This window comes from Bacillus sp. FSL R5-0422, from assembly GCF_038610765.1.
In the GTDB taxonomy this organism is placed as follows: Bacteria; Bacillota; Bacilli; order Bacillales; family Bacillaceae; genus Bacillus; species Bacillus pumilus_O.
Window position 1 is genome coordinate 2,178,763 of record NZ_CP152014.1, and the last position, 26,722, is coordinate 2,205,484.

The 26,722-nt window shown below is 40.4% G+C and carries 30 protein-coding genes and 1 tRNA gene; 8 read left to right on the top strand and 23 right to left on the bottom strand.

Going from position 1 to position 26,722, the window contains the following annotated elements; translation table 11 throughout:
- Positions 1-22: 22 nt before the first annotated feature.
- Entirely contained in the window at positions 23-895 is an 873-nt protein-coding gene (locus MKX52_RS11110) for an STAS domain-containing protein (RefSeq protein ID WP_342490706.1), read from the bottom strand.
- A 98-nt stretch (positions 896-993) separates the two neighbouring features.
- Between MKX52_RS11110 and MKX52_RS11115 the strand changes: the two genes are divergently transcribed.
- Positions 994-1,064: transfer RNA gene (locus tag MKX52_RS11115), tRNA-Gln, on the top strand.
- Positions 1,065-1,117: 53 nt separating this feature from the next.
- Here MKX52_RS11115 and MKX52_RS11120 read toward each other — a convergent pair.
- Positions 1,118-1,498 (bottom strand): Spx/MgsR family RNA polymerase-binding regulatory protein, encoded by a 381-nt coding sequence (locus tag MKX52_RS11120; RefSeq protein WP_003217382.1) that lies wholly within the window; start codon positions 1,496-1,498, stop codon positions 1,118-1,120.
- 213 nt (positions 1,499-1,711) lie between these two features.
- Here MKX52_RS11120 and MKX52_RS11125 point away from each other — a divergent pair, with 213 nt between their 5' ends.
- On the top strand, positions 1,712-1,954 hold the full coding sequence (locus MKX52_RS11125) for a DUF2626 domain-containing protein (protein ID WP_003217440.1): 243 nt from the start codon (positions 1,712-1,714) through the stop codon (positions 1,952-1,954).
- 242 nt (positions 1,955-2,196) lie between these two features.
- On the opposite strand, the gene MKX52_RS11130 is transcribed toward MKX52_RS11125, so the two are convergent.
- Positions 2,197-2,835 (bottom strand): MBL fold metallo-hydrolase, encoded by a 639-nt coding sequence (locus tag MKX52_RS11130; RefSeq protein ID WP_251184271.1) that lies wholly within the window; start codon positions 2,833-2,835, stop codon positions 2,197-2,199.
- 157 nt (positions 2,836-2,992) lie between these two features.
- On the opposite strand from MKX52_RS11130, the gene MKX52_RS11135 reads away from it, so the two are divergent.
- The gene (locus tag MKX52_RS11135; RefSeq protein ID WP_003217333.1) at positions 2,993-3,166 is read left to right on the top strand and encodes a DUF2759 domain-containing protein; all 174 of its coding nucleotides are present in this window, start codon (positions 2,993-2,995) and stop codon (positions 3,164-3,166) included.
- 224 nt (positions 3,167-3,390) lie between these two features.
- Here the strand turns inward: MKX52_RS11135 and MKX52_RS11140 are convergent, their stop codons facing one another.
- From MKX52_RS11140 to rpmG, 10 genes are all read right to left on the bottom strand, one after another.
- Positions 3,391-3,705, bottom strand: coding sequence for an MTH1187 family thiamine-binding protein (locus MKX52_RS11140; protein ID WP_088000368.1), 315 nt, complete (start codon positions 3,703-3,705; stop codon positions 3,391-3,393).
- Positions 3,706-3,783: 78 nt separating this feature from the next.
- Positions 3,784-5,037, bottom strand: coding sequence for an MFS transporter (locus MKX52_RS11145; RefSeq protein ID WP_342490707.1), 1,254 nt, complete (start codon positions 5,035-5,037; stop codon positions 3,784-3,786).
- Positions 5,038-5,195: 158 nt separating this feature from the next.
- A complete protein-coding gene (locus tag MKX52_RS11150) occupies positions 5,196-6,320 on the bottom strand; it encodes a M14 family metallocarboxypeptidase (protein ID WP_151020013.1) in 1,125 nt (374 codons plus the stop codon).
- 86 nt (positions 6,321-6,406) lie between these two features.
- Positions 6,407-8,326, bottom strand: coding sequence for an LTA synthase family protein (locus MKX52_RS11155; RefSeq protein WP_217015116.1), 1,920 nt, complete (start codon positions 8,324-8,326; stop codon positions 6,407-6,409).
- A 213-nt stretch (positions 8,327-8,539) separates the two neighbouring features.
- Positions 8,540-9,493, bottom strand: coding sequence for an ROK family glucokinase (locus MKX52_RS11160; RefSeq protein WP_342490708.1), 954 nt, complete (start codon positions 9,491-9,493; stop codon positions 8,540-8,542).
- A 13-nt stretch (positions 9,494-9,506) separates the two neighbouring features.
- The gene (locus MKX52_RS11165; RefSeq protein WP_041815728.1) at positions 9,507-9,710 is read right to left on the bottom strand and encodes a YqgQ family protein; all 204 of its coding nucleotides are present in this window, start codon (positions 9,708-9,710) and stop codon (positions 9,507-9,509) included.
- A gap of 70 nt (positions 9,711-9,780) precedes the next feature.
- Positions 9,781-11,319, bottom strand: coding sequence for a rhomboid family intramembrane serine protease (locus MKX52_RS11170; protein ID WP_342490709.1), 1,539 nt, complete (start codon positions 11,317-11,319; stop codon positions 9,781-9,783).
- Between the two features lie 86 nt (positions 11,320-11,405).
- The gene (locus MKX52_RS11175) at positions 11,406-11,579 is read right to left on the bottom strand and encodes a hypothetical protein (RefSeq protein ID WP_017367602.1); all 174 of its coding nucleotides are present in this window, start codon (positions 11,577-11,579) and stop codon (positions 11,406-11,408) included.
- A gap of 236 nt (positions 11,580-11,815) precedes the next feature.
- On the bottom strand, positions 11,816-12,376 hold the full coding sequence (locus tag MKX52_RS11180) for a 5-formyltetrahydrofolate cyclo-ligase (protein WP_342490710.1): 561 nt from the start codon (positions 12,374-12,376) through the stop codon (positions 11,816-11,818).
- A 48-nt stretch (positions 12,377-12,424) separates the two neighbouring features.
- Positions 12,425-12,574 carry a 50S ribosomal protein L33 gene (gene rpmG / locus MKX52_RS11185; RefSeq protein WP_012010579.1) on the bottom strand — a complete coding sequence of 50 codons (150 nt, stop codon included), beginning with the start codon at positions 12,572-12,574 and terminating at the stop codon, positions 12,425-12,427.
- Positions 12,575-12,994: 420 nt separating this feature from the next.
- Between rpmG and MKX52_RS11190 the strand changes: the two genes are divergently transcribed.
- Positions 12,995-13,342: a hypothetical protein gene (locus tag MKX52_RS11190; RefSeq protein WP_058014670.1), complete on the top strand. Its 348-nt coding sequence runs from the start codon at positions 12,995-12,997 to the stop codon at positions 13,340-13,342.
- Positions 13,339-13,839 (top strand): endolytic transglycosylase MltG, encoded by a 501-nt coding sequence (locus MKX52_RS11195; protein WP_342490711.1) that lies wholly within the window; start codon positions 13,339-13,341, stop codon positions 13,837-13,839. Before MKX52_RS11190 ends, MKX52_RS11195 begins: the two co-directional genes overlap by 4 nt.
- A gap of 43 nt (positions 13,840-13,882) precedes the next feature.
- On the opposite strand, the gene pstB (MKX52_RS11200) is transcribed toward MKX52_RS11195, so the two are convergent.
- The 9 genes from pstB (MKX52_RS11200) to MKX52_RS11240 form a co-directional block, all read right to left on the bottom strand.
- Entirely contained in the window at positions 13,883-14,665 is a 783-nt protein-coding gene (pstB, locus tag MKX52_RS11200) for a phosphate ABC transporter ATP-binding protein PstB (protein ID WP_034661307.1), read from the bottom strand.
- Between the two features lie 14 nt (positions 14,666-14,679).
- Positions 14,680-15,483 carry a phosphate ABC transporter ATP-binding protein PstB gene (gene pstB / locus MKX52_RS11205; RefSeq protein WP_176372627.1) on the bottom strand — a complete coding sequence of 268 codons (804 nt, stop codon included), beginning with the start codon at positions 15,481-15,483 and terminating at the stop codon, positions 14,680-14,682.
- A 32-nt stretch (positions 15,484-15,515) separates the two neighbouring features.
- Positions 15,516-16,400: a phosphate ABC transporter permease PstA gene (gene pstA / locus MKX52_RS11210; RefSeq protein WP_003217489.1), complete on the bottom strand. Its 885-nt coding sequence runs from the start codon at positions 16,398-16,400 to the stop codon at positions 15,516-15,518.
- A complete protein-coding gene (pstC, locus tag MKX52_RS11215) occupies positions 16,400-17,326 on the bottom strand; it encodes a phosphate ABC transporter permease subunit PstC (RefSeq protein ID WP_012010583.1) in 927 nt (308 codons plus the stop codon). The genes pstA and pstC overlap by 1 nt, the downstream gene beginning before the upstream one ends.
- A gap of 79 nt (positions 17,327-17,405) precedes the next feature.
- On the bottom strand, positions 17,406-18,323 hold the full coding sequence (locus MKX52_RS11220; RefSeq protein WP_088000381.1) for a phosphate ABC transporter substrate-binding protein: 918 nt from the start codon (positions 18,321-18,323) through the stop codon (positions 17,406-17,408).
- Between the two features lie 214 nt (positions 18,324-18,537).
- Positions 18,538-20,673, bottom strand: coding sequence for a penicillin-binding protein 2 (locus MKX52_RS11225; RefSeq protein WP_342490712.1), 2,136 nt, complete (start codon positions 20,671-20,673; stop codon positions 18,538-18,540).
- A 122-nt stretch (positions 20,674-20,795) separates the two neighbouring features.
- Positions 20,796-22,082 (bottom strand): MFS transporter, encoded by a 1,287-nt coding sequence (locus MKX52_RS11230; protein ID WP_144470783.1) that lies wholly within the window; start codon positions 22,080-22,082, stop codon positions 20,796-20,798.
- A 122-nt stretch (positions 22,083-22,204) separates the two neighbouring features.
- Complete coding sequence (gene sodA / locus MKX52_RS11235; RefSeq protein WP_007501264.1) at positions 22,205-22,813, bottom strand: superoxide dismutase SodA; 609 nt, start codon at positions 22,811-22,813, stop codon at positions 22,205-22,207.
- A 186-nt stretch (positions 22,814-22,999) separates the two neighbouring features.
- Positions 23,000-23,485, bottom strand: coding sequence for a DUF456 domain-containing protein (locus tag MKX52_RS11240; protein WP_012010587.1), 486 nt, complete (start codon positions 23,483-23,485; stop codon positions 23,000-23,002).
- Between the two features lie 143 nt (positions 23,486-23,628).
- Between MKX52_RS11240 and MKX52_RS11245 the strand changes: the two genes are divergently transcribed.
- Entirely contained in the window at positions 23,629-24,399 is a 771-nt protein-coding gene (locus MKX52_RS11245) for a DUF1189 domain-containing protein (protein ID WP_342490713.1), read from the top strand.
- Between the two features lie 55 nt (positions 24,400-24,454).
- Here MKX52_RS11245 and MKX52_RS11250 read toward each other — a convergent pair whose 3' ends face one another.
- Complete coding sequence (locus tag MKX52_RS11250) at positions 24,455-25,000, bottom strand: GNAT family protein (RefSeq protein ID WP_342490714.1); 546 nt, start codon at positions 24,998-25,000, stop codon at positions 24,455-24,457.
- A gap of 188 nt (positions 25,001-25,188) precedes the next feature.
- Between MKX52_RS11250 and MKX52_RS11255 the strand changes: the two genes are divergently transcribed.
- Positions 25,189-25,491 carry a hypothetical protein gene (locus MKX52_RS11255; protein ID WP_012010590.1) on the top strand — a complete coding sequence of 101 codons (303 nt, stop codon included), beginning with the start codon at positions 25,189-25,191 and terminating at the stop codon, positions 25,489-25,491.
- 105 nt (positions 25,492-25,596) lie between these two features.
- Positions 25,597-26,709 (top strand): flavodoxin-dependent (E)-4-hydroxy-3-methylbut-2-enyl-diphosphate synthase, encoded by a 1,113-nt coding sequence (ispG, locus tag MKX52_RS11260; protein ID WP_003217392.1) that lies wholly within the window; start codon positions 25,597-25,599, stop codon positions 26,707-26,709.
- The last annotated feature ends 13 nt before the right edge of the window (positions 26,710-26,722 follow it).

Sequence of the window (26,722 nt, forward strand, 5' to 3'; positions counted from 1 at the left end):
TTTACAAGTACAGGTTTTTTGATCATGTTGCTTCTTGTTGCTGCTCTTCAAAGATACGAAATCCTCTTTTTTCTAACGCTTTTGCAAGGCTGTGTTCAGTATTTACTTTTGAGAAATCAATGCCGAGTTTCACTACAGTTTGAGCGATCTCTGGGCGAATCCCTGATATAATCGTCTCAATTCCAAGTAACTTCGCGCTATCCACCACTTTAAACAGCTGATAAGCAACCATCGTATCAACGATCGGTACGCCAGATATGTCAATAAATAAATGCGTTAGACGAAGTCTTGAAGCCTGTTCTAGCACGGATTCCAGAATGATTTTGGCCCGGTACGTATCGATTTCTCCGATCAGTGGCAAAATCCCGATTTCCTTTGATACTGGAATAACAGGAGCACTCAGCTCTTGAATCATCTCTCTTTGTGCATTCAGCTGACTGAGTGTCACGCGGTCATATTCTTCTGATAAACGCTCAATCATATCATCAAATGTGGCGTGAAAGTGCTGATTCCACTGACACACGTCTTGCAAGGTCACTTCAAGCTCTGTTTCTTGGGTGAATGTCTCGATTCTCGAACAGAAAATGTGGCGGAAGATCTTAAATTGTCCAATGATTTCATATAACGGCACCTCATGCACTGCTCGATCACGGGCGATATCAACAGACCACTTTTTCAAATGGTTTTCTACTTTATCTGACAGCGTCACAAGTGTTGCTGCAATGGTTTGAATAAATGCTGTGTTCTGTTCCTTCAGCCTCTTTTCCGTTTCCTCTGAAGCATGCTTAGAATATAATGAGCCTTCTTCTGTTCTTGTCTTTAGCCATTCTTCGGTCATGACAGGGGCTTCTTTTAGGATAAATTCATATAATTGCTTAGATTTTTCATTCTTCATTTACTTCTTCCGCTCCTTTTTCACTTAAAACTCGTGACATACAACTTTTATGTATAAATGACCGTAGATGGTGAACAATATCATTACACATTTGATATTGGGCTATAGCCAAGTGGTAAGGCAATGGACTTTGACTCCGTGATCGTTGGTTCGAACCCAGCTAGCCCAGTCAGCACAAAAACGAAGACGGCTGAACAATGTTTCAGCTGATCTTCGTTTTTATTAGGAAACTGATTGATGAATCGCTTTCTTTTTTGATAATTTCATGAGTTCTCCGGGATTATACCCTACTACCAATTTATTTCCATCAATGATAATTGGTCTTCGAAGCAGTTTTGGTTTTTCAATGAGAAGTTGAAGAACCTCGTTTACTTTTAAATCATTAATATTTAAATTTAAGCTTTTAAAAGCCTGGCTTCGTGTGGCTAAAATTTCATCCATTCCTTCTGTTGTTAAGGAAAGGATCTTTTTTAATTCTTCTAGGGTTGGCGTTTCTCTGAAAAGGTGACGCTCTTTAAAATCAATTTGATTCGCCTTTAGCCAATGTTTTGTTTTACGGCAAGACGTGCAGCTCGGGTATGAATAAAAAGTAATGTCACTCATTAGTCTTCCTCCTTAGGTCGTTAACCTTTTCTCTTATGGAGTAAGTACCCTCATGTATTTCAGCATAAACACGTTTTGATCACTTTTTCAAAAAAATTTTTTCTACTTGTAAAATAAATGTTCACACGTTGTCAAAAATGTAAATGTTTACATAACAAGTGGTGATCAGCTATAATATGAATCAAAGGGGTTTTTTTAAGGGGAGGGAAAGAAATGAATCGCATGTTCCGCGTGCTTGGCTTTTGGACGGGTATTTTTGCTGTCATGTTCTATTTAGGGCATATGAAAGATGCATCGTTGCTGTTCTTCGGTCAAACCGTTCTTTTTGTATTTTTATCCTACTTGAATTTATCCGAAAGAATGTATATTTACATTTTCGGAGCGTACTTGACGATTTTCTTTGCCGGATTTACATATTATTCGATTTTCATCATGGTTCCCGGTACCGGACATTAATTGAAAAAAGCATCTCTATAAAAGAGATGCTCAGATTGTTGACAAAGGGCTAAAATGAACTTTATTTTAGCCCTTTGTCTTCTTTTCAGCGTGATAGAAAACCTTTGAAGTCTAGGAAGGACGAGCACTGGCGCGGAGTGAATTTGACATTCGTGAGCACCAGCGCGCAGGACTGACAAAGAATGCGAGGGTTTGTCTACACGCTGAGCATCTCTATAAAAGAGATGCTTTTTTTCATACATTTAAAGAGAAAAACCATTGATAAATGGATTTTGTTCCTGCTCCGTGAGTACAGTCGTTTCACCGCCATGTCCACTTAAAACAAGAGTTGATTCTGGTAATGACAATAATTTGTTATGAATTGATTGAAGCAGCACTTCTTGACTGCCCCCTACTAAATCTGTTCTCCCGATGCCGCCTTCAAATAGCGTGTCACCAGAAATCACAAATCCTTCTTCCGCCGAATAGTAAGATACACTGCCTGGCGAATGCCCAGGAGTGTGGAACATCTCTAATGTAAACGATCCAATTTGAAGAGTTCCTTCTGACGTAATTAATTTTTCAGCTTCTTTAACCGTTATTCCATTCCCAATCAATCGAGCTGAACCGTTTAATTCAGCGTTCGTGAGCCATTCTTTTTCATTCTCGTGTACATAAAGTGGTACTCCCCACTCTGCGCGCACCTCATCCGCTGCACCGATATGATCAAAATGAGCATGTGTCAGTAAGACAGCAAGCGGTGTGAGCTGTTTCTGTTTTACATATGAAATCAGCTTTTGTGCTTCACCGCCTGGATCAAAGATTAAGCATTCTCCGTGCTCATTTTTCCAAATATACGCATTCGCTTGTACATAGCCTAGTGGCATTCTTCTCCAATTCATTTTCATCACCTACTTTATTCATTCTTTTTTATTATGAAGGCTACACAATAAAAATTCAAACAATCGTCAACTGGAATCTACTCGACAAGCTTTATGAAAACGGTTAAAATGAAAAGAAAGGAAATCAAGGGGATTGATGACAAAGGGGGACTTTCACATGATGCTCGTCATTATTTTTGGTCTAGTCACGATTTTAGCTGCACTCGGGATCTATCGTTCACTAAAAAAAGTGAATGTACTTGCCATCGCTTTTGCTGGCGCAACATTTTTGGTTTTTGGCTGGTTTACTGTCATGACCATCATCTATAGCGGTTATCCAACTGCACATTAAAAGCCTGCTATTTGCAGGCTTTTTAAATGATTGACAAAGGGCTAAAATGGTTTTTATTTTAGCTCTTTGTCTTCTTTTCAGCGTGATATGAAAACCTTTGCAGTCTAGAAAGGGCGAGTACCAAAGCGGAGCGAATTTGACATTCGTGAGCATCGGAGCGCAGACCTGACAAAGAATGCGAGGGTTTATCTACATGCTGAAAGCCTGCATAGAGCAGGCTTTTTTTATTGATTCAAATGCTTATTCACGCTTTCTATTTTGCTTGTAAGCGTTGTGGTTTGATCCCGCCTGTCATCTATGCGAATATTGGTCGCTACGCGGTGCAATCCCTTTTCAAAAGGTGCTTCATGAATGCGCTGAATGACTTCAAATAAAACGGGTAGCTCACCTTCAATTAACGTATTCATTGGTGTTAATTGATAATTGATTTTCCCTTCTTTTTGAAAACCTTCTAAAATTCTTTGTACATCTGCTACATAAGCACTGACACTTGGTGTTTCAGTACCAATTGGAATGATCGTGACATCTGCTATGGCCATGTTTATTGCCCCTTTCTATTGAATTCCTCATGTTTTCTCGTCCTCATTGTAACCTATTCACAATCCATCATGCCACGCTCACGTTGCATTTAAAGAAGGTTTGTCTCGTTCTATCGTCAAATCCGACCTCTCTATCTTCCCAATCTTTGTGAATAGCAGCAGGCATATCCCTGACACAGCTTCAATGATGCCGCCAGCCGCTATAACATAGCCAGACCCAAATTGTGTTGCCATATAGCCGCCAATGAGAGCGCCTAATGGGATCATGAAGAAGGAAATCATATTGATAATTGCATACACTTGCGGCTGATCCTCTGCTTTTACTGACAATTGAATCATTGTATGTTCAGGCACGTTGACTGCACTGATGGCGGCACCTAATGCAAAAGCTGATATAAATACAAGTGGTAAAAATGCGTTCATGCCTGTGATAAAGAACGAAATTCCGTCAACAATCCCGGCACCTATAAACAGCAGCCCATACCGGTTCACTTTTACCTTTGTCAAAACAAACCCCATCAAGAATGCACCTAGTGCCGTTGTGACTTTAATCAATGAATAGATCACGGGTCCACTATGTAAATCCTCTGTTAAATAAATAACAGACAATGCTTCCCATGGTGCGGCAGCAAAGTTCGAACAAACACAAAAAAACGCCAATGGAAACAAAATATGATGTTTTCTCACAAGTGAAAATCCTCGAATCAATCTTTTTCCGTATGATAGCCCTTTTTTGGCTTGATCGATGATGATTTCTGTTTCATATGTAATGATGACTACGAGTAAAGCGGACAAGAGATAAAGAGGAATGATCACGAGCATTGTATATCCTACTCCTACAAACGCAATCATGACCCCACAAACCGTAACCGTCACAAGCCTGACTACATGACTTGCTGATTGGATGGTTGCATTCGCTTTTTGTATGAGGTCCTCATGGACAAGCTTTGGAATAATGGATACAGAGGCCGGTTCATAGGAGCCACCAGTTGCCGAATGAAGCAGCATACAGCCAATAACAAGTGCTAATGGCGTAAAACCATAAAAGTAACTGATGACGATCACAAGAATGATTGCTCCTCTAGTTAAATCAGCAAAACACATCCAAAATTTCAGTTGATGTGGCTTCATCATTGGGGTAATTAGCGGCCCAACAATTGCTTGCGGAACAAAGCTGACCGCAATAAAAAAGGCTGTTCCAATTGCCCCTTTTCCGCCTAGTACTAAAAGCCACAAGATGGTGTTGAAAGATAAACTATCAGCTGTTATTTTGCACATTTTAGACATAAATAAGTAAGTGAAATTCCTTTTCCACAGGCTTTGAGCACTCAATAATCGACATCTCCCTAAAAACATATCCTTTTTTTTACATCCACACCTTTCACAATAGCTCACAAGGTGGCCTTCGTCAATTACCCTATCATTATTTTTATTGACAATAAGAAATTGCTTTATGTTCAAATGTAAAAAAGCACCTGACAGGTGCTTTTTTAACACTTACATGCTTCCCATAACAACCGCTTTGTTTTCTCATAAATGGTGTCGAATTGATTCATGGAAAGAGGATTTTTTCCTAAGCCAAGCTCGACTGTATAGCCCTCATTGTGACATTGATAAATAAACCAATCGCGATAGCCTGCATAGCTATCAAGATATTGAACTGGTTTATAGCCGCTTACTTGCTCGAATCGTTTGACCGTTTCTTTTGAGATGGCTGGTTCATGACCAAGAAAGCCCCAGTATATCTCTTCTCCTTGTGTATGGAGAGCAACAAGCCGGTCAAAGCGTTTTCGTAACGCTAGATTTGCCATCGCTTTCGCTTCTGGCTCTGTTAGCGGCTGATATCCAGGAAAACCTCGATTAGACGGAGCCTTCGTCTCATGGCGGTAGTATTCGATCTCCCAATAAGCAGGAAATTGATTGTTCAAATCCACCCCTCTTATATTTGCTTTCCATTCTTGGTAATCAGCATATCTTCCAAGTAGCGGTGTAAATTCTTCACTGCTGAGACCTAGTGACTCTGGACCATTCCGTACGAGGTCCACACCATCTGGATTGACCATGGGTACGATGGAGAGAGCCGTGGTTCGCAAAATATGAATCGCTTCATGATGTCTTGCTTGTACCGGGTCAGATGCAGCTAAACAAAGCGATTTCATCCATTTTATTAAAACTGACGTCGTGATCCACTCATTTGCATGAAAAGAGGCATTCAAATGAATAGAATGTAAATGCTGAACAGGCTCTGTTCGGATTTCATAAATAGGTGTATCAAGTACTGAATGACCTATGACACTGATTTGAAGAAAAGGAAATGCGGCTTTCAACCGGCTTAGCTCTTCTTCTAATTGAGCACTATCATATTCAAAGGTTCCATTGATCCATTCATCCGATTGCTGCAGCCTGTAAGGCGCAATAAATTTCTGCAGCTCACCTATGGAAGAAAATGAATGGATGCCTTCCGGAAGTCGATATCCTGGTAAAAGGAGATACTCAGTGCTTATTTGATTGGATAAATGGAAAGCCGCATTCCCTATCCCTAGCTGCTTTGCCACATGATCCTTTTCCTCTTCATCCAGCTGCCATTCAATTTTCCCAAACGATGTTGTCTTCATTTACATCCCTCCTCCCATACTATATGAACTGCCAGACAAAAAAAGAAAACCTCTGCATGTAAAAATAACAGAGGTTTTCTCATATGTTAGGACGCCTTTTTCAGCTTCGTTTCATCTTCTTTTTTGGATGGAGAATGGTCCGGGTTGTTCCGGTCATAAAATCTAAGGAGATCCCCGTAGATAATCTGATCAGAGAATTGGAGCTCTTGCTTTGCCTTCTCTTCATAAGATTGACAAACAGTCTCATCATCTCTTGGCTCACCCGTTTTTTTATTGTAGCAAACACCATCTGTGAAAACACTGTCCTTCGTAATAAAGCTGCCATCACGAAGCACTGTTAAATCATTCTTATCTTTTGATAAAAGATCATGGCCAAATTGAATTTGTTTACTTGTATCGACTCCTAAAAGATTGAGTATAGTTGGACGAATATCAATTTGTCCGCCTACCGTATCAATTTCTTTTGGATGTTGATCTGTGATCCCTGGAATGTGTACAACAAATGGCACTTTTTGAAGCTGTACTTCTTCAAATGGCGTAATCTCTTTATTTAAAAATTGTCCCATTGCTTCGTTATGGTTTTCTGAAATTCCATAGTGATCCCCATATAAAACAAAGATGGAGTTTTCGTACAAACCTGTTTCCTTCATTTTTTCAAAGAAAATCTTCAGCGCCTCATCTTGATATCGCACTGTCGGAAAGAACTTGTTTAACGTTTTGCTCTTAGAATCATATTCATCAATAAGCTTATCTTCTTCATCTAAATCAAATGGAAAGTGATTCGTTAATGTAATCAATCTCGTATAGAACGGCTGCGGGATCGATTTCATCAATTCCGCTGACTGTTCAAAGAATGGAACATCTTTCAAGCCCCAGCCAACTGAGTTCTCTTCATTCACATCAAATGATTTAATATCAAAAAACTTGTCGTAGCCAAAGCTATCGTAGATGAGGTCACGGTTCCAGAAACTTTTGTTATTCGCATGAATAACAGAAGAATGGTACCCTTCATCCTTTAACAGCTCAGGTGTCGCTGTATATTCATTACTTGGGTTTGTGAAGAACACAGCCCCTCTTCCAAGTGGGTAGAGAGAGTTATCAACAATAAACTCCGAGTCTGATGTTTTTCCTTGACCTGTTTGATGATAGAAATTAGTAAAGTTGTAACTTTTCTTGATTAGTTTGTTTAGAAATGGGGTAATTTCTTTCCCATTTAATTTTTCATTGACCACAAAGCTCTGAGTAGACTCAAGTGAGACAAGGATGACATTTCGTCCTTTAGCTTGACCAAACGTCTTTTCATTACGATCGGTTTGATTTGCGCTTACATAGTTTTCTATTTCCGTTAAGCTATTGCTGTCAGCAAGGGCTCGTTGAGCAGATTGCTTTGATTGCAACACGCCATCATAAATATGGAAATTATATAAGCTAATATTTTTCACCAGCATCTCACGGTCAAATGAGCGGGTGAGCAGTTCCGGTCTTTCTGTTTCAGCCAAACCTAGGTTAAAGAAGAAAGTGGCTGCCACAAATAAATAATACGCTGCTCGTTCTTTTCGTGAAATGGTGATATCCGTTCTAAAGGAAGGCTGTTTTTTATAGAGCCACATTAAAATGATGATATCCACGAACATCAATAAATCGACTGGTTCAATTAAAGAGGTAATACTTGACCCGAGGTCACCCATATTGTTTGTTTGAAATAGGACGGGGATGGTTAGAAAATCACTATAGAATCGATAAAACACAATGTTAGCTAACAAAATGAATGTCAAAATAAAGCTCATGACGATGATATATCGATTGCGATTTTTTTCTTTCATAAATAAACCGATACCGAAGATAAACAAGAGAAAGCTAAGCGGGTTAATAAACAGGATAAACTCCTGCATGAAATTTTCTATTTTAATATTGAAGCTAGATTTATAGATAACATAGGTTTTGACCCACATGAGCAAAGTCGCAATCAGTAAAAATGAAATCGCCTTTAATCTTTTCTTTCGCATTGTAACCTCCTTATGCTAAGCGAGCACTCAAGCTAGGGATACACCCTAATTATTGGTGCTTCTTCAAAAATAACTAAACTATATCTTATCCTGTATGTGCTGGAAAATCAATGTCTTTTTCCTCATGACAAACTTATGAATATGCTAAACATTTCATTTCATGCCCATCTATCGCTTATTTTAATAAAAATGACATCATGATGACTTTTTTGTTTAAGACAACCATTTGTTTTTTGCCATCCATGCACCGCCGATGACACCTGCATCGTTACCAAGTGAGGCAATCACAACTTCGACATCATCAGCGCAAGGCGGAAATGCGTGATATTTAACAACGTTCTCTACTTTACTACGAAGAAGCTCACCTGCTTTTGAAACACCGCCGCCAATCACAATTTTTGTTGGGTTTAACGCACTGGCAAGATTCGCTAAGACAAGACCAAGATGAGTCGTCACTTCTTCTACGACACGCATGGCAAGGTCATCTCCACTTTCAGCTGCCTGAAACACATCCTTTGCAGTCAGTGACGTGACTGTACGAAGTGAAGAGGTATGCTGCTCTGTGACTAATTGATCCTTTGCAAGCCGGACGATGCCAGTCGCAGATGCAATCGTTTCAATACAGCCCGTTCTTCCGCAGTTACATGGTGCTCCTTGGAATGGAACGGCACAAATATGACCAATTTCTCCGCCAGCCCCTGTTTCACCTTGAACAACTTCACCATTTACAATAATGCCGCCGCCAACACCTGTACCAAGTGTGACCATTAGGATATTTTTTGCCCCATCGCCTGCACCCTTCCACATTTCGCCGAGCGCAGCAATATTCGCATCATTTTCGATGACAGATGGAAGTCCTGTCTCTGCCTCTAGGTGATCTTTGAGTGGATAGTTTGTCCAGCCTAGATTCGTTGTTTTATAGACAATCCCAGATACTTTATCTACAGGCCCAGGTGCACCCATTCCAATCCCAATCAGTGCTGATTTGGGCATACTGATTTCGACCAATTTGTGGTCTATTGATTTGGCAATATCGACTGTGATCGTCTGCCCTGATTTATCCGTAGGAATCTCCCACTTATGCTGAATTTCACCATATAGATTAATGAACGCAAGCTTAATTGTCGTACCGCCAAGATCAACCCCTACAAACCAATCCCCTATCATATGCCCTCCACCTTCACATTGTTTTTCGATTTAATTTGGCTAGTTCCATTTGAAGAATCGTCATTGCGTTTGACCATTCGGTTCGGTCAATAATGCCCGATGTATACATTTCCTTTAGTTCATCTGCCATAAATTCTAATTCCAGTTCACGATCTCCGAAATACACATAATTTCCAAATCTCATGAGTAGCTGCTGTACATCATATAACGTTTTCATTGTTTCCACCATTTCTTTTCATCAACAGATAGGATAAGCGTATTCATAAATGCGCTTTCAGTCAAGTCATTCAATGTGTTTGCGTGTTTTCAATATATTGTTTCAGCTTTAACAATTGATCATTTTTTGGATCTTGGTCTAATCCTTTTTCTATTAGATCTTCTGCTTTCGCTGTCTCCCCTTTTTCTACGTACAACAACGATAAATGATACAGTTTATTTGGATCATCTGGATCTTTTTTAAGTGACCTTTGTAAAAAGCCAATCGCTTTGTCAAGGTGTCCGAGCTGCGCTTCCGATAGTGCATATATATGGAGAGTCTCGGCTGATGCATCTTTTTGATGTACATATTCCTCTAGACGCTTACTTGCTTCGCTATAGTTCTTATCGTCAAATAGACTTGCTGCCTCATTTACTGCCGCTGCTTCCTTTTGATCGTCTGAATGAAACCCTGTATACAATCCAAAACCACCAATCAGCAGTAGTACAATACTAGCAAGAAACATCTTGACAGGCTGCACCTGTTTAGGGAGACGGACAGCTAAAGCAGCTAAAAAACCGCCAACCAGACCGCCAAGGTGCCCCGCGTTATCAATACCTGATACGGTAAAGCCGATTCCTAAATTGATGAGGATAATCACAATAATATTTGTCCCCATCGTCCGAAAGAAGAGCTTGCGGTTAGAGATTGTCAAATATAATAGTGCACCTAAGCATCCAAAGATCGCACCTGATGCACCGGCTGCGATGGCGGTATTAAAGACAAAACTCGCAATTGAACCGAAAATGCCGGAAATGAAATAGATAAGCAAAAATCGCCATGAGCCATAAATTCTCTCCACAGCCGCTCCTACAGACCAAAGAGCAAATGTATTAAAGAGTAAGTGTGTCAAGCCAATGTGCAAAAACATTGGTGTCATCAGGCGCCACCATTCTCCCTCTAAGATCAGCCCATTATTTTTAGCACCAAACGCTGTTAAAGTTGCCGTATTGGTACTTCCGCCAAATAGTTCAAGTAAAAGAAACATCACCACTTGAACAGCGATGAGCAGGTAGGTAAAAATCGGTCTGCCATTTTGAAAAACGGCCCGTTCTCGTTCACGCTGCTTTTCCTGATCATCAAATGCTTGAAGTACGTTCACTTTAAGCTGGATGACATCTTCGGCTGCGTCTCTTTTTGCCTCTTCTACATCCACTTTCAGCGATGTATTGAGCCATTTTTGCAGCTCGTTCACGTCGTGTTGAAGAGTATCTGCATTCAGTAATACAGGTGTAACGGTCACCTTTTCATGTTTTTGCGGCTGAACGTTTAGGTCCTGCCAATCATCTACAGGGTGGTCAGCTGTAAATTGGAGCTGTAAGAGATGAAGAGACCGTTTACGCATGGCCTCTCTCAGTTGATTCATCCGATACGTCTGCTCTTCAATATCTCGAACGATCTCCTGTCTAAAATTCACATCTTTTCTATATAGACGGATAAGATCATATCCTGAGTTTCGTGGTGCTTCGAAAAATATTTCATCTTCTGGATACGGACTTTGAACCATCTCGTACCCTTTTTGTCTTAATTCATCAACAACTCGCCAAAATAAACTATCTATGACATTCATTCATTCGCGCTCCATTTTTTACATTATTATAACAAGAATCGTTCTAATCCGCATTTCTGAACAAAAAAATCCCGGCGTTTGCGGGATTAGAATGCTTGGCGAATAAATTTCGTCCGAAAATATGGGATTTTCATCAGCCACTTAATAAAAAAGTGACGCACTTGATTTTGACCTAAAATCAAATTCATGAGCCGATAACGATTTTGCACGAGAACGAATGCAAACAATGTGAACACAATGCTCCAAATCATTTTATTCATCATATTCCCTCCTATGTTCGTATCGTGGCTTAAATAGGATTTGTTTATGCATGAACCATTATTTTTATCGCTTACAATGCTTTCTGCTTTTACAATCTAATCCCTTGTTCTTTTGATTGAATATAATAGACCTCTTCACACTTTGATGATGGTGGATTAAATCCTTGAACGTATGAGGCAGCTTACAATTCCGATGAAACACAAAAAAGCCCGTTCTTTGGACAATGAGCGGACTTTTACCTTTGATAGAACGTGCCTTTTTCACTGACCATCATAGATACCGGTATGTCGTGTGCTTCTGAGGGCACATGCTTGATTTGCTGTAAAGACAAACAGAGGGCAATCGTTACTCCGTGATAGTCCGCTAAGTAGCGATCATAATAGCCGCCACCAAATCCAATCCGGTAACCACGTTGATCGAAGCACACCCCAGGGACAATGATCAAATCGATGGCTTCTTTATGTACAACTGTAGACTCAAGAGGATCGGGCTCCAATAGTCCAAAGTAGCTGGATGTCATCTTTGTTGCGGTTGTATATTCATAAAAGGTCATCTCTTTTGTTTTCGGAAAGCAGGTAGGGATACATACTGTTTTTCCTTCTTCCCACGCTTTTTTAATCAGAGGCAATGTCGGAATCTCTTTTCCTCTAGACATTGTCAAAGCAATCGTTTTTGCCTGTTTCCATGCTGGCAGCTGCAATAAGTGCTCATGAAGTAAAGCGGTACTGCGCTCAAATTCTTCCGCGCTTATCTGATCAAGCTTGGCTAATGTTTGAAGGCGAAGCTCCTTTTTCATACAGATCATCTCCCATCATAAAAAAACAGCAGGAAAATTCCCTGCTGCTTACTTTGTTTCACGATGTACAGTTTGTTTTTTATCACGTGAGCAATACTTTTTGAATTCAACGCGATCTGGATTGTTTCGCTTATTCTTTTTAGTAATATAGTTACGCTCACCGCATTCAGTGCAAGCTAGAGTAATATTTACGCGCATATTTTTCCCTCCAAACTAAAATCAATTCACATTCAGACCTAACTATAATACCACTTCTAGCTTAGGAATGCTAGAATGTTTTTTCACCAATTTCATTTTGAGTGCATTCACTGACATATCGCTTGCTTATGTCATGAAAAATCATATGCTCCCCTATAAAACCTGATCCTTTGTCGTACTGTATACATGAGACCCCTCTTCTCCTCGCCGCTTTCATTTATTTTGACAGCGAAGCAAGGTTTTCATACCCGTTTTACATATAAAAAGAAAAAAGATGAAAAAAAGGTGATTTTCTTCAGCAATTCCTTTTGAAACTAGTTTTTTTATGGTATAAAAAAGAAGGGTCGAAAACTGTCTGAAACAATCTTGAAAGCCTTTTATGGCTTTCAGCATTAAAATATGAATAAAAGGTGATGAAACATGGAAATTGCAATTATCGGATTGCTTGTTGTCAGTATTGTACTGATCGCATTCTCATATTTTCAAAGAGAGCCGATTAAAGAAGTCGAGCAGGAACTTGAAACACTTCAACTATCTGCAATGCAAGAAATCTATAAACTGAAAAAGAAAATGAAAGTGCTTGAAGAAGAATTACTTGAAACAAACATCGTCGTTCGCCAACATTCTGAAATTGATCCTTCCATTGCAAGACAGATCATTTCAAAGCATCAAAATGGCATGTCTCCTGAAGCCATTGCGCGCGCTGAGCATGTATCTGTAGAAGATGTCAATATGATCATTAAAGACAACGAGAGGGTGCTTGTATGACGAAAAAAAGCATCCAAACGTTTGCAGCAGGTATGATTCTTGCAACTGGGGTTCTTGCGATCGTTTTTTTCCTCACTGAAAAAGATGAGGCAGCAGCTGATACAACAACAAAAGAAACCCTCGCACAGAAAGTAACTGACACTGACGTGAAAAACTATTTAGACTCCAAAAAAGAAGTCACTGTCAGCCGTGAAACGTACCAGCAGCTTCTTGACTATAAGGAAAAAGCGCTGAAGGCAAATGAAGACGGCGATTCTAAGAAGGATCAACAAAAAGAGGATAAGCCTAAAGGCAAATCAATCAAATTTGTGATTAAAAACGGTATGAGTACAAGTGATGTTTCAGACATGCTTGAAAAGGAAGGCATCATCAACTCGTCTAAAGATTTCAATGATTACGTGATTGACGCCGGCTACCATAAAGAAATTCGTGCAGGCAAATTCAATTTAAAAACAGGAATGACGTTTAAACAGATTGTCAAAGCCTTAACAAAATAACAACAAAAACCCCCTGGCGGCACTGGCCTCCAGGGGGTTTTTCTTATCCAAATCGACCAGATATATAATCATTCGTTCTTTGATCGTTTGGCTCAGAAAACATCACATTCGTATCATTGACTTCAACAAGCTCCCCCATTAAGAAGAAGGCCGTTCGGTCTGATACCCGAGCCGCTTGCTGCATGTTATGCGTCACAATGGCAATCGTATATTTCTCTTTCAATTTCATAATCAATTCTTCAATCTTTAATGTTGAAACAGGATCAAGTGCTGATGTTGGTTCATCCATTAATAAAATGTCTGGGCTTGTAGCAATGGCTCTTGCGATACAAAGACGCTGCTGCTGACCACCAGAAAGGCCAAGAGCGGGAGCACTTAATCGATCTTTCACTTCATCCCAAAGGGCAACATCTCGAAGCGCTTTTTCCGCGATTTCTTTCAATTGCTGCTTGCTCTTAACTCCATGAATTCTTGGTCCGTATACGACATTATCAAAAATTGACTGAGGGAATGGATTCCCTTTTTGAAACACCATACCGACATTTTTACGCAGCTCGACTAAATCGACACGACCTTTTAAAATGTTGTCATCTTTATACATCATATCCCCGGTGATTTTCACACCTGGCACTGTTTTGACCATAAGATTTAACGTTTTAATAAACGTTGACTTTCCGCAGCCAGACGGGCCGATAATCGCTGTGACTTCATGCTCTCTAATCGCTAAGTCAATATGCTTCAATGCATGATGCTGTCCATACCAAAGGTTCATATCATTCACACGAAACACTTCTTTTTTTGCTGTTTCAGTTGCTACTGCATTCATCAAATCCACCCGCCTTATCCAAATCGACCATTGATATAGTCTTCTGTTTTTTGCTGCGCAGGACGTGTAAAGATACGTTCTGTGGCATCATATTCTACTAGATCTCCGTTTAAGAAAAAGGCCGTACGATCAGATACACGGAGCGCTTGCTGCATGTTGTGTGTCACAATGACGATTGAATAATCATTTTTCAATTCACCTAATAGCTCTTCAATTTTCGCATTTGAGATAGGGTCTAGAGCAGAAGCAGGTTCATCTAATAGCAAGACACTTGGTTTCATCGCAAGTGTACGGGCAATACAAAGACGCTGCTGCTGACCGCCTGACAATGACAAAGCGGATCGGTGCAAACGATCTTTGACCTCATCCCATAACGCCGCCTTTGTTAAGCTTTCTTCAACCGCATCATCAAGCACAGATTTTCTTTTTTCCCCAGCATACTTTAACGCATGGGTGATGTTATTGTAGATCGATTTAGGAAAAGGATTTGGTTTTTGGAAGACCATCCCGATTTCTCTTCTTAAATTCACGACATTAATACGGTCATCCAAAATATTTAATCCTTCGTACATGATCGCCCCTTCACTTTTCGCACCTGGAATTAAATCGTTCATGCGGTTAATGCTACGTAAAAAGGTAGACTTCCCGCAGCCGGATGGGCCGATTAATGCGGTGATCGCATTCTTCTCAATCTCGAATGAAATGTGATTGACCGCTCTTTTCTCACCATAATAAATACTTAAATCCTGCACATGTAAAATCTGTTCCGCTTGAAGTGGAGCCTTTTTCGCTGCAATCTCTTTTTTTTCTGCTAGCATTTGAACCATATCCCCTTCACACCTCTCTCACATTATTTTGACGTAAGCTTTTTATGAATAAATGAACCAAGCCATCTAGCTGCTAAGTTGAACAATAAGACTGAAAGCACAAGTACAGCTGATGCACCATTTGCAATGGCCTCTGCATCTGGAATGATTCCTTGTGTATTGACGTTCCATATATGAACGGCTAATGTTTCTGCCGGTCTAAATACATTCAGCGGTGACGTATCAGAAAAAGGACTCCAGTTTGTGAAATCGAGGCGCGGTGTGGAGAGACCTGCTGTAAAAAGAAGGGCTGCCGCCTCACCAAAGACTCTTCCTGATGCTAAAATCGCACCCGTGATAATAGATGGAAGCGCACCTGGAATAAGAACTGTTTTGACTGTGTGCCACTTCGTTACACCAAGCGCAAGTGATGCTTCCTTTTGATCCTTCGGTACAGAGCGCAGCGCATCTTCTGTGACCCTGACCATCACCGGCAGGTTAAATACAGTGAGTGCAAGAGCTCCCCCAATGATCGTATAGCCCCAGCCTGTTAAATTCACAAACATGAGTAAACCAAACATACCAATGACGATAGATGGAAGCGAAGACAGCACTTCGATACATGTACGAATAAAATCTGTGACTTTGTTTTGAGGCGCGTACTCTGCCATATACACGCCACCGCCGACGCCAAGCGGTACTGTGATCAGCATCGTAATAAACAAAATATAAAACGAGTTAAAGAGCTGATCCCTGATACCGCCGCCAGAGCCAATCGCACTTGAGCGGGTTGTTAAAAAGTCGAAATTTAATTCTTTTGCACCGTTGAAAATGATATAAGAAAACAAACCAACGAGAATCGCCGTAATAATGGCAGCACATAATCCAAATATAAATGTGGCAAAACGATCGGTCATTTTGCTATTCATTAAATCTTCCTCCTAGACGACAAGTATCTGATAATGAGTATGAACATAAATGATACAACTAGAAGGACAAGCCCCATTGACCAAAGTGTATTGTTCTCAACACTTCCATACGTTGTGTGACCCATGTTTAAAGTAATAATGGTTGTTAATGTACCAGCTGTATCCATAATGCTCTCTGGTAAATTACGCGTGTTTCCAATGACCATCTGTACAGCAAGGGCTTCGCCGAATGCTCTAGCCATGCCAAGAACGACCGCTGTCATTAATGTTGGCAGAGCTGCTGGTACAAGCACACGTCTAATCGTTTGCCATCTTGTTGCACCTAATGCGTACGATCCCTCACGTAAACTTTTTGGTAGTGAACCCATTGCATCAGTCGCAATAGATGTAACGGTTGGCAGAATCATAATAGACAGGACAATCGTTCCTGCTAGCACGCTATGCCCTGACCCGCTTGACTTGAAGTGACCGATAAACGGCACTAATACTGTAAGACCTATGAATCCGTAAACAACGGATGGAATCCCTACAAGCAATTCGATGACTGGCTGGAGGATTTTACGTCCCCAAGCAGGTGCAATTTCTGTCATAAAGATTGCGCCTGCAATGCCTAGTGGCGCTGCAATGAGTGCCGATAGGAGCGTGACGGCAATTGATCCGAAAATAAAAGGAAATGCGCCGTACTGCGGGTTTTCTGCTGTTGGGTTCCAATTGATACTGGTTAAGAACTCAATTGGGCTTACACCATTTACGATGAAAGATTGTAAACCCTTAATGCCAAGGAAGATGGTGATGGCGATCGATACAGCGATCATTAAAAATGCGCAGAATCTCACCAAAATACTTCCTCTTACTTCATCCATTTGCCTATTTTTCTTCGAGCGAATCAGTCGATCGCTCGCTTCTGTATGTTCTATCTGCTTCATCTTTTTCTACACTCCTATGAATGTCATAAAAGGAAAAGTGAAAAGCTCCACTTTTCCTTCATCAGCAATTCAAGACCTCTTACTTATCTGTTTGTTTGCCTGTTGCGTCTCTTTCTACTTTCATATTAGAAACTGAGATATAGCCTTGATCTTTGACGATTTCTTTTTGTACTTCATCACTCATGAGGTAATCTAAGAATTGTTTTGCTAGACCATCCGGCTCACCTTTTGTATAAGAATGCTCGTAAGCCCAAATTTTATATTTACCGCTTTCTACATTGCTTTCTTCCGGTTTCACACCATCAATGCTAAGCGGTGTAATTTTGTCATCTGTTAAATAAGAGAATGCTAGGTATCCAATCGCACCTGGTGTTTCTGCAATCAATTTTTTCACTGTGTTTGAAGAATCTTCTGTGATTCCTTCTGCAGGTGTTGCACCATCAAGTGCATACTTCACAAATGTTGCACGAGTTCCTGAAGAGTCAGGTCTGTTCACAAGAGTGATTTTTTGGTCTTTCCCGCCAAGCTCTTTCCAGTTTTTGATTTTACCAGTGAAGATTTTTTTCAATTCGTCCTTTGTGATGTCTTTGACACCCACTTCAGGGTTTACAGCTGCGGCCATTCCAACAACTGCTACTTTGTGGTCTGTTAAAGCTTTTGCGTCGATTCCGTCTTTCTCTTCTGCGAATACATCTGAGTTACCAATTTGTACAGATCCTTCTGACACTTGAGAAAGTCCTGTTCCTGAACCGCCGGCTTGTACTTGAATATCGGCTTTTGGATGTTTATCCATGAATTTTTCTGCTGCCGCAAGAACTAAAGGCTGCATCGCAGATGATCCTGAGATGGTAATGGAACCTGATGCCTCATCTTTGTTTGAAGCATTTCCTTTACTGTCTTTTGAATCTCCGCTTGAGCTGCTGTTTCCGCATGCTGTAACGAATGCTAACAACGCGATTGTAAGGAAAGTAAGCAGCCATAATTTGTTCTTTTTCATTTCAAGAATACCCCCTGAATAATTTGTCCTACGAGTTATACATTAAAGGTTCTTTATTAATTTCGTTTAAATGGAATGTTAAGGTTTTGTAAATGTCGAAGTTTTGTAGAGATCTTGCGATGTTTTTTATGTATTTTGTCAATTTATCTCGGAATTTTTGAAGAAAACGTAAAAAAACGCCCACAAAAAGTGAGCGTTTTTACCTAGAAAAGGTCTAGTCATTTGTTTCTGCTTCATTTTCAATTTTATTTTTGTTCTTCGCTTGTGTATCATTGCTTTCCTGTTTTGATTTTAGCTCAAAGTATTTGTCTAATACTTGTTCACCGATATCATTTGTAATTGGATAGCGCTGATTGTAGTCCTGATACACCCATGGTACAACGACGGAAATGGCCACTTCGGGGTTATCAGCAGGCGCATACGCCACAAGTGTCGTGTTGTATGTTGGTGTGCCGCGTTTGCTTTTAATTGGGCCGTCATAGAATGATTGAGCGGTTCCTGTCTTGCCAGCTGGGTTATACTTTTTGTTGCCAAAGTTCGAGTAGGCTGTCCCTCTTGGGTTCTGCATGACAAGCTTGAACCCTTGCTGAACACGCTTGATCTGATCACTTGTCATGTCTAGTTTATTCAATACGTCTGGTTTGACGGATTCTGTTACAGCACCAATGCCGCGCTGCGGATCTGGCTCTCTCACTTCTTTCACAAGCTGCGGACGTAAACGATATCCGCCATTGGCAACCGTTGAAACGTATTGCGCCATTTGCAGCGGTGTAAACGTATCATACTGTCCAATTGCATAGTCAAGCAGGAGTCCAGATTGTGTAGACATTCCTCGGTAGCCTGTCGCTTCGTTTGGCAGGTCAATTCCTGTTTTGACCCCAAGACCAAATTTACTGAAATTGTAACGGAATGTATCAAAAGCTTTCGGATCGATTGGGAGCGGTTGGTTCTTACGATACTCCCCTTTTCCAACAGCAATCGCTGTTTTAAACATATACACGTTAGATGAACGCTCGAGTGCCGTTAAATCATTAATGAGTCCCATATTTTGATAGGATTTCTTAGGTGGTGACTGCGCGATGTACAGAGGTTCATCGTACTGGGTACTTCCAATATGAATCACACCTGTTTTATAGCCAGTCAGTACAGTGGCTCCTTTTACGGCTGAGCCCATCGCATAGGATGATGTCATTGTTCCTAATGCGTAGTCATCAAATTTGTATTTTCCGTTTTTGTTTGAAATCTGTTTCCCAGCAACGGAGAGAACTTCTCCATTTCTAGGGTCCATCATGACAACAAACGCACGATCAAGAAGCTCTGTCCCGCCTCTTTGTTTCGCACTTTTTAAGTTCTTTTCAATGATCTTTTCAACTGCCTTTTGTAGTTGAATATCAATGGTAAGCACAAGGTCTTTCCCGCTCTTTCCTTCTGTTAGCACTTTAGAGCTTGTTACATTGCCCTCTTTATCAGTTGTGCTCTGCTCTTTTTCCTTCTGTCCTTGCAGGACATCTTCATATTGATATTCTAAATAGCTTTTTCCTACACGATCATTTCGGCTGTAGCCGAGCGATAAATAATGTTCAAGTAGTGACTGCGGAAGTCCTTCATCACTTGAGGACACACTGCCGAGCATACTGCGGAGCAGTCCTTTATACGGATAGCTGCGTGACCAATCTGTTGTGACATCCACACCTGGCAACTCGTCCAAATGCTCAGAGACGTAAGCAATTTCGCTTGGCTTTACATCATCATTTTTAATGAATTGAGGCGTAAGTGCATACCCTGCATCCATTTGTCTTTTAATCGCAAGCACTTGTAAGTCTTTTTTCGTCAATTGATTTAATTCCTTGTCCGTGATGCGTTTCAGCTGAAGCTCATATAATTTATCATCAGCGACCTTATCGTCACCCTTTAATTCTGATTCCTTTTGAACAAGCTCTTTCGCTTCGTTCGGATGCGTTAAAATCCAGAAATCTTTTTTGTCACGATCTGTGATTTTTTTCGTACTCACATGTATCATATCCGCTAATTTTGTAGCCACTTTGAGCCGCTCTTCTTGTGAAGTCGTCGAGGTTCTCGTATATGTAATGGCATTTAGCGCTTTATTGCTGACAATCGTATTATAATTTCGATCGTAAATTTTTCCGCGCGGAGCAGCTGAGCTGACATTTACATCCTCTTGTTTTTCTGCCTGCTTTTTATAATCTTCTCCATTGACAATTTGTACAAATCCGAGTCTTACAACAACACCAGTAAAAATAATAAACGCAGCTAAAAATAATAAATTCAGCCGGAGTGGAAGTGTTTTGCGCCCTTCCTTCGCGTCTTTTTTGTTTTTCTTGTTTCTCATCACATCACCTTTTCTATCAAGAAAGAAATGGCACCCCTTTTTGTGTATAAAAGGTGCCATCATCATTTTAGCGGTTTTTCTATTATTTATCTAGAAATTTGATGTTCCATTGGTAAGAAATTTTACCTTTCTCCCTTAATAAGGTTCGTCTGAGAAACTGGCTTTTGACCGTCTGCCTCTTTCATATCAGCAGTTTTTTCTTTCAAATGAATATCTTTTACAAAGAAATAAATGAGGGTATGTCCCGCTCCAAGCACAACGAGAGATGCAGGTATCCCGAGCTCATCACCAAGTAAAGTGACAGACAAAAGAAACAACACAATAGAACAAATACGGCCAGCATTTAAAAACAGCTCTCTGACCACAATATATTCAATTCGGGCTTTCCTTGCATACCTTGCATGACCGATGACATCGTATGTTAAGGATACATATGGAACAAGTAGAAGCGGATATCCTATCGCAATGGCTACCGCATACATGAGAAGTGATACATAGGACAAGTGAAAGACGATTAAGAACAAGGCACCGTATAAAATCAGGCCGCCAAGCATGATGGCTTTCTTACGCCACTTTTTCTTAATCAAACGCGTAGCGAAGAAATAAGCGAAAAAGGCAACACCTGAGTTCACCAAACCAAATGTCCCAAGAGCGAGTTCACTGTTTGTTGCGATAAACACAAAGACACTGATTAAGAAGACAAAGACCCCTTCACGAAGCCCTTGAAAAAAGTGAGCTGTTGTAATCCTACGCCAATTCTCGTCGGCATGGCGTTCTTTCCATATTTGCTTGATGATAAATTTCCCTTTGGACTGCCTTCTCTTGAGGAAAAAGCTCATCACAACCGCGAGTGAAAACAAAAAAAGCGATAACGTGAAAATGACCGTATAGCCTGTATCATCTGTTAATTGAGATATGACAATTCCTGCAATAAGAGGACCGATCATGCCAGCTGTAGATGACAGCACGCCGAGAAATCCATTAAAGAAATCTCTTGTTTCAGGCTCGGTGATCTCAAAGGTAAGTACGTTAAAAGCAAGCCAGTAAAAGCCATAGCCGATCCCAAGGACACTCCCTAATAAAACAAGCCGCGCTGCTGCGTGCTCTCCTGCTATTAAGACAATTAAGTAAAAAGCAGCTAAGAAGATAACGCCGAAACGAAGGACAAACGCCCGGTCTATTTTTTTAGCGAGCTTGCCTGCGAATAAAAATGTAATGGGCTGTAGCACAACAATAGCCAGATTGTAAATCGCAAGATCGGTGAATTTCCCAGACTGTTTCCATAAATACACGTTTACAAACGTATTAGAAAGCGCAATGGCAAGTGCATATAATCCGCCAATCGTGAGGAGGAGCATTAAATCTCTTGTCACATCCATGTCCCCGAACATTTTCTTTAATCTGCTCATATATTTCATTCTCCTTTTCTACACAATAGTCTGTCTCATCAAAAGGCAGATATGTAAAAAAAGGAGGGAAAATATAAAAAGACCTGCTTCTCTAAAGAGCAGGTCTTTTCAAATCAAATGATTTATTTAGCTTCACTGTAAAGGCGAGCCACTTCATCCCAGTTCACAACATTCCAGAATGCTGAAATGTAATCAGGACGACGGTTTTGGTAGTTTAGGTAGTAAGCATGCTCCCAAACGTCAAGTCCTAGAATTGGTGTTTTTCCTTCAGTTAAAGGAGAATCTTGGTTTGGCGTGCTTGTGATTTCAAGTTTGCCATTGTTCACAACAAGCCATGCCCAACCAGAACCAAAGCGTCCTGCAGCTGCTGCAGCGAAATCAGATTTGAATTTTTCAAATCCGCCTAATTCTTTTTCGATTGCATCTGCAAGTTCACCAGTTGGTGCGCCGCCACCGTTTGGTGAAAGAAGCGTCCAGAATAATGAGTGGTTAGCATGTCCTCCGCCATTGTTACGTACAGCTGTACGGATGTTCTCAGGCACAGAGTTTAGGTTAGCCACTAGCTCTTCGATTGATTGATCTTCAAGAGCTGATACACCTTCGATTGCTTTGTTTAAGTTTGTTACGTATGTGTTGTGGTGTTTTGTGTGGTGAATCGTCATTGTTTCCTTGTCGATATGTGGTTCTAATGCATCGTAAGCATATGGTAATTCTGGAAGTTTAAAAGCCATGGTTAAATTCCTCCTTAGAAATGTATGTACTGAAATGCTTCCTTAGGTGTAAGCAAGCAATTCACCCTACTCAAAGAGTATCAAAAGAATTGGCTTGTTTCAACGTTATTGCTCATGATCTGAAACATTTCAGTGTTTATTTTGTATTTAGCCCTTTGGAAAAAGTTTTAAACTCCTTTTTTCTATTTATCGAAGGACATAAAATAAAAAGATGCCCAGCATCAGCGCTTGGATCAATCCTTTGGCAAATACCCCTGATATAAATCCGATTAATGAGCCTAATCCTACTTTCACACTTGTCTTCACATCTTTTTGATGAACAAGGAGCTCTGCAATAACACTTCCGATAAATGGACCGATGATAATTCCTGCAATCGGAATGACAAAGGGACCGACTAATAACCCGATGGTGCTTCCCCAAATAGCTGCACGGCTACCACCAAACCGCTTGACCCCAATAAGATTTGAGACATAATCTGCCGCAAATAATACTGCGGTAAACACGGCTTGAATGAGCCAAAACGTCAGTGTCAGCGGCTCGAAGCTGAAAAAGAAACCATATAGAATAAATCCGAGAACGATAAAAACCACGCTAGGGATAATTGGATAAACAAGTCCAACAAATGCAATGATAAATGCACAAATAATGAGAATCCAATACAGCACGTCCAAGTCACAGCCGCCTCCTTTTTATTTGCTGTATTCATTATGCCTCATTCCTTCTATCTTAACCAGCAATGAAGGCCATACTTGTACTTGTTAGATAGACATTGATACAATATGAGAAATAGAAAAGAATGTAGGAAGTGAATTGATTGAACGTATTTAAATTATTGTTAAAAGGCATTTATTCACCAAAAGATATTGCTAAAGCACGGTTTACAGGGATTGGAAAAGCGATTTTATTCATTTTTATCCTTTCGCTCATCGCAGCAGTTCCTCAGGGTTATCATATGAGCCAAGAGATCTCAAATGCGATGTCAGGATTTCAGCATGTGATCAAAAAAGATTTACCTGATTTCTCAATCGAAAAAGGAAAGCTTCAAGCGAATCAAAGTGAACCGATAGAAAAAGAAGAAAACGGCATTGCGATCTTTTTTGATCCTGCTGAAAAAATAAAAGCAAGTGAGCTTGAATCAAAGCAAACGGCCATCGCATTATTAAAAGAAAAAGCAGTGATTGCCATCGATGGGCAAATGACAGATATCCCGTATCAGCTGCTTGGTGGAACGCTGACAAAAGACGAACTTGCACGCGTGACAAATCAGAATCAAGCGATTATTATCCCAGTCATCTGTGTGCTGCTATATCTATCAACTGCGGCTCTCATGTTCATTAGCGCAACTTTCCTTGCGATGCTTGGTACATTTATTAAACGCATGCAGCAAAAAGAGCTTTCCTTCCAAATGCTGTGGAAACTCTCTGCTTACTCACTCACATTAACAACAGTCTTTTTCGCCATCATGAGCGCATTAAACACACCTGTTGCGAATTCATTTTTATTAAATTGGGTCATTAACTTTATCTTCTTATACCTTGTTATAAAGGAAATACCCGCTAAACATAAACCACTTGTTAAAAATTAATTAAGTATATGAAAGCTCCCCCAACTCGGAGGAGCTTTTTATGTATGTGCGTGCTCTATGATTCATCCGGATGAATCATCGCAAACAAATAATGATCTTCCCATACGTCATTAATCTTTACTTTTTTACGATTCAGTCCCTCATTTTCAAAACCTGACTTTTCCAGCACACGAATGGAACCTATATTACTCGGCTTTACTCCAGCTTCAATACGATGCAGGTGTAGCTCATCAAAAGCATAATCGATGATTAGACGAATGGCTTCTGTCATATACCCTTTCCCGCCATGCTTTTCATCAAGTACATACCCTAGCCAAGCTCCCTCTATCGGACCTCTTACGACAGAACTTAAAGAGATTGTCCCAATTAAGCCATCTGTTTCATTTAAGAAAATACCATGCATATAGGCTTCATCCTGCGCGCATCTTTCCACACTGCGCTGAATTCGTTCAATTTGACGAGACAACGTGAAAAAATCGTCTTTCACCAAAGGTGTAAATTGCTGAAAATAGGAGCGATTCTCAAGCTCAAGTGTAAGTAGTGATTGTGCATCTTTTTCTGTTAGCGCTCTCACGTATATATGCTGACCGATTTTCTTCATAACTCTCCCCCTGTTCTTATTTTATCATAATCGTGATAGATGCTTGATAAAGCACCGCCGAACGTAAATTCATTACAAGACACACTAGAACGAACTAGAACCTTCCTTTCCAGCTTTTCTTCTCATGTTGGTTCTATCATTTCAGCACATGCATAGACTGAAGTAAACTCTTAAAAGCGGTGAGTGAAATGCGGCGTATTATTTTTTTGCTAATCAGTTTGTTTGTCCTCTTTATTATCTTTTTTGATTTGAAAAATGGCACCATCCCCGTTGAAGAAGGTCCAGCAGTCCCTGCAAATGCCTTTCAAACAGCTGAGAAAAAAGCATATAAGAAGGTCACGGTGAAACAAGGTGAAACCGTCGTCTCTATCGTTCATACAAGTAAGCCACTTGATGAAGTCATTGAGGATTTCGAAGAGCTGAATCAAGGCGTCAAAGCAAACGAAATTCGGGCAGGCAGCACATATAAGTTTCCGGTATATAAGAGATAAAACGTTAATTCCTTGTCATTCATACAAAGAGACTGTTACAATATGAACTGTAAAACAAGACGTACATAGCAAATGATTGCTTGTACACTAAGGAGCGATTGACAAGTGAGTGAAGTCACACATCGTACTAAAACGCGTCCCGTCAAAGTGGGACCTTTAACTATAGGTGGAAATAATGAGGTTGTCATTCAAAGTATGGCAACAACCAAAACACATGATGTCGAAGCGACAGTAGCTGAAATTAAGCGTCTTGAAGAAGCAGGCTGTCAAATCGTGCGTGTCGCATGCCCAGACGAGCGTGCAGCAAATGCGATTGCAGACATAAAAAAACAAATCAACATCCCGCTTGTTGTCGATATTCATTTTGACTACAAGCTTGCACTGAAAGCGATTGAAGCAGGTGCAGACAAAATTCGAATCAATCCAGGGAACATCGGAAGACGAGAAAAAGTCGAAGCAGTTGTGAAAGCAGCAAAAGAAAAAGGCATTCCAATCCGTATTGGGGTAAACGCTGGTTCATTAGAGAAAAAAATTCTTGATAAATACGGTTACCCAACAGCAGATGGTATGGTCGAAAGTGCACTGCACCACATTAAAATTCTTGAAGATCTAGATTTTCATGATATCATCGTCAGCATGAAAGCATCTGATGTCAACCTAGCGATTGAGGCGTATGAAAAAGCAGCAAAAGCATTTGACTACCCTCTTCACCTTGGGATTACAGAATCAGGTACATTATTTGCAGGTACAGTCAAAAGTGCAGCTGGTCTCGGCGCTATCTTGAACATGGGGATTGGGAACACACTCCGCATCTCATTAAGTGCTGATCCAGTTGAAGAAGTAAAAGTAGCACGAGAACTGTTGAAATCATTTGGTCTTGCAGCAAATGCAGCAACACTGATCTCTTGCCCAACTTGTGGACGAATCGAAATTGACCTCATTAGCATTGCAAATGAAGTCGAAGAATATATCTCCACGATTAAAGCACCGATTAAAGTAGCTGTTCTTGGCTGTGCTGTAAATGGTCCAGGGGAAGCGCGTGAAGCTGACATCGGAATTGCCGGCGCTAGAGGCGAAGGCCTATTGTTCCGTAAAGGTGAAATTGTTCGTAAAGTACCAGAAGAAACGATGGTTGAAGAACTGAAAAAAGAAATCGATAAAATTGCTGAAGAGCACTATGCAAAAATGGAAGCTGAAAAAGCAAAAGCCAACGCATAACAAAAAACGCCTG

What these genes read in the sequence shown, in the direction of transcription:
- MKX52_RS11120 (WP_003217382.1), bottom strand. Translation starts at nt 1,498, where the DNA reads ATGAGTGACATTACTTTTTATTCATACCCGAGCTGCACGTCTTGCCGT.
- MKX52_RS11255 (WP_012010590.1), top strand. Translation starts at nt 25,189, where the DNA reads ATGCGGCGTATTATTTTTTTGCTAATCAGTTTGTTTGTCCTCTTTATT.
- MKX52_RS11135 (WP_003217333.1), top strand. Translation starts at nt 2,993, where the DNA reads ATGATGCTCGTCATTATTTTTGGTCTAGTCACGATTTTAGCTGCACTC.
- pstB (WP_034661307.1), bottom strand. Translation starts at nt 14,665, where the DNA reads ATGAATGCAGTAGCAACTGAAACAGCAAAAAAAGAAGTGTTTCGTGTG.
- MKX52_RS11170 (WP_342490709.1), bottom strand. Translation starts at nt 11,319, where the DNA reads ATGAATGTCATAGATAGTTTATTTTGGCGAGTTGTTGATGAATTAAGA.
- MKX52_RS11165 (WP_041815728.1), bottom strand. Translation starts at nt 9,710, where the DNA reads ATGAAAACGTTATATGATGTACAGCAGCTACTCATGAGATTTGGAAAT.
- MKX52_RS11230 (WP_144470783.1), bottom strand. Translation starts at nt 22,082, where the DNA reads ATGAGCAGATTAAAGAAAATGTTCGGGGACATGGATGTGACAAGAGAT.
- MKX52_RS11225 (WP_342490712.1), bottom strand. Translation starts at nt 20,673, where the DNA reads ATGAGAAACAAGAAAAACAAAAAAGACGCGAAGGAAGGGCGCAAAACA.
- MKX52_RS11125 (WP_003217440.1), top strand. Translation starts at nt 1,712, where the DNA reads ATGAATCGCATGTTCCGCGTGCTTGGCTTTTGGACGGGTATTTTTGCT.
- sodA (WP_007501264.1), bottom strand. Translation starts at nt 22,813, where the DNA reads ATGGCTTTTAAACTTCCAGAATTACCATATGCTTACGATGCATTAGAA.
- MKX52_RS11130 (WP_251184271.1), bottom strand. Translation starts at nt 2,835, where the DNA reads ATGAATTGGAGAAGAATGCCACTAGGCTATGTACAAGCGAATGCGTAT.
- rpmG (WP_012010579.1), bottom strand. Translation starts at nt 12,574, where the DNA reads ATGCGCGTAAATATTACTCTAGCTTGCACTGAATGCGGTGAGCGTAAC.
- MKX52_RS11250 (WP_342490714.1), bottom strand. Translation starts at nt 25,000, where the DNA reads ATGAAGAAAATCGGTCAGCATATATACGTGAGAGCGCTAACAGAAAAA.
- MKX52_RS11155 (WP_217015116.1), bottom strand. Translation starts at nt 8,326, where the DNA reads ATGCGAAAGAAAAGATTAAAGGCGATTTCATTTTTACTGATTGCGACT.
- MKX52_RS11150 (WP_151020013.1), bottom strand. Translation starts at nt 6,320, where the DNA reads ATGAAGACAACATCGTTTGGGAAAATTGAATGGCAGCTGGATGAAGAG.
- MKX52_RS11160 (WP_342490708.1), bottom strand. Translation starts at nt 9,493, where the DNA reads ATGATAGGGGATTGGTTTGTAGGGGTTGATCTTGGCGGTACGACAATT.
- pstA (WP_003217489.1), bottom strand. Translation starts at nt 16,400, where the DNA reads ATGAATAGCAAAATGACCGATCGTTTTGCCACATTTATATTTGGATTA.
- MKX52_RS11195 (WP_342490711.1), top strand. Translation starts at nt 13,339, where the DNA reads ATGACGAAAAAAAGCATCCAAACGTTTGCAGCAGGTATGATTCTTGCA.
- MKX52_RS11190 (WP_058014670.1), top strand. Translation starts at nt 12,995, where the DNA reads ATGGAAATTGCAATTATCGGATTGCTTGTTGTCAGTATTGTACTGATC.
- pstB (WP_176372627.1), bottom strand. Translation starts at nt 15,483, where the DNA reads ATGCTAGCAGAAAAAAAAGAGATTGCAGCGAAAAAGGCTCCACTTCAA.
- MKX52_RS11175 (WP_017367602.1), bottom strand. Translation starts at nt 11,579, where the DNA reads ATGAATAAAATGATTTGGAGCATTGTGTTCACATTGTTTGCATTCGTT.
- pstC (WP_012010583.1), bottom strand. Translation starts at nt 17,326, where the DNA reads ATGAAGCAGATAGAACATACAGAAGCGAGCGATCGACTGATTCGCTCG.
- MKX52_RS11140 (WP_088000368.1), bottom strand. Translation starts at nt 3,705, where the DNA reads ATGGCCATAGCAGATGTCACGATCATTCCAATTGGTACTGAAACACCA.
- MKX52_RS11110 (WP_342490706.1), bottom strand. Translation starts at nt 895, where the DNA reads ATGAAGAATGAAAAATCTAAGCAATTATATGAATTTATCCTAAAAGAA.
- MKX52_RS11220 (WP_088000381.1), bottom strand. Translation starts at nt 18,323, where the DNA reads ATGAAAAAGAACAAATTATGGCTGCTTACTTTCCTTACAATCGCGTTG.
- MKX52_RS11180 (WP_342490710.1), bottom strand. Translation starts at nt 12,376, where the DNA reads ATGAAAAAGGAGCTTCGCCTTCAAACATTAGCCAAGCTTGATCAGATA.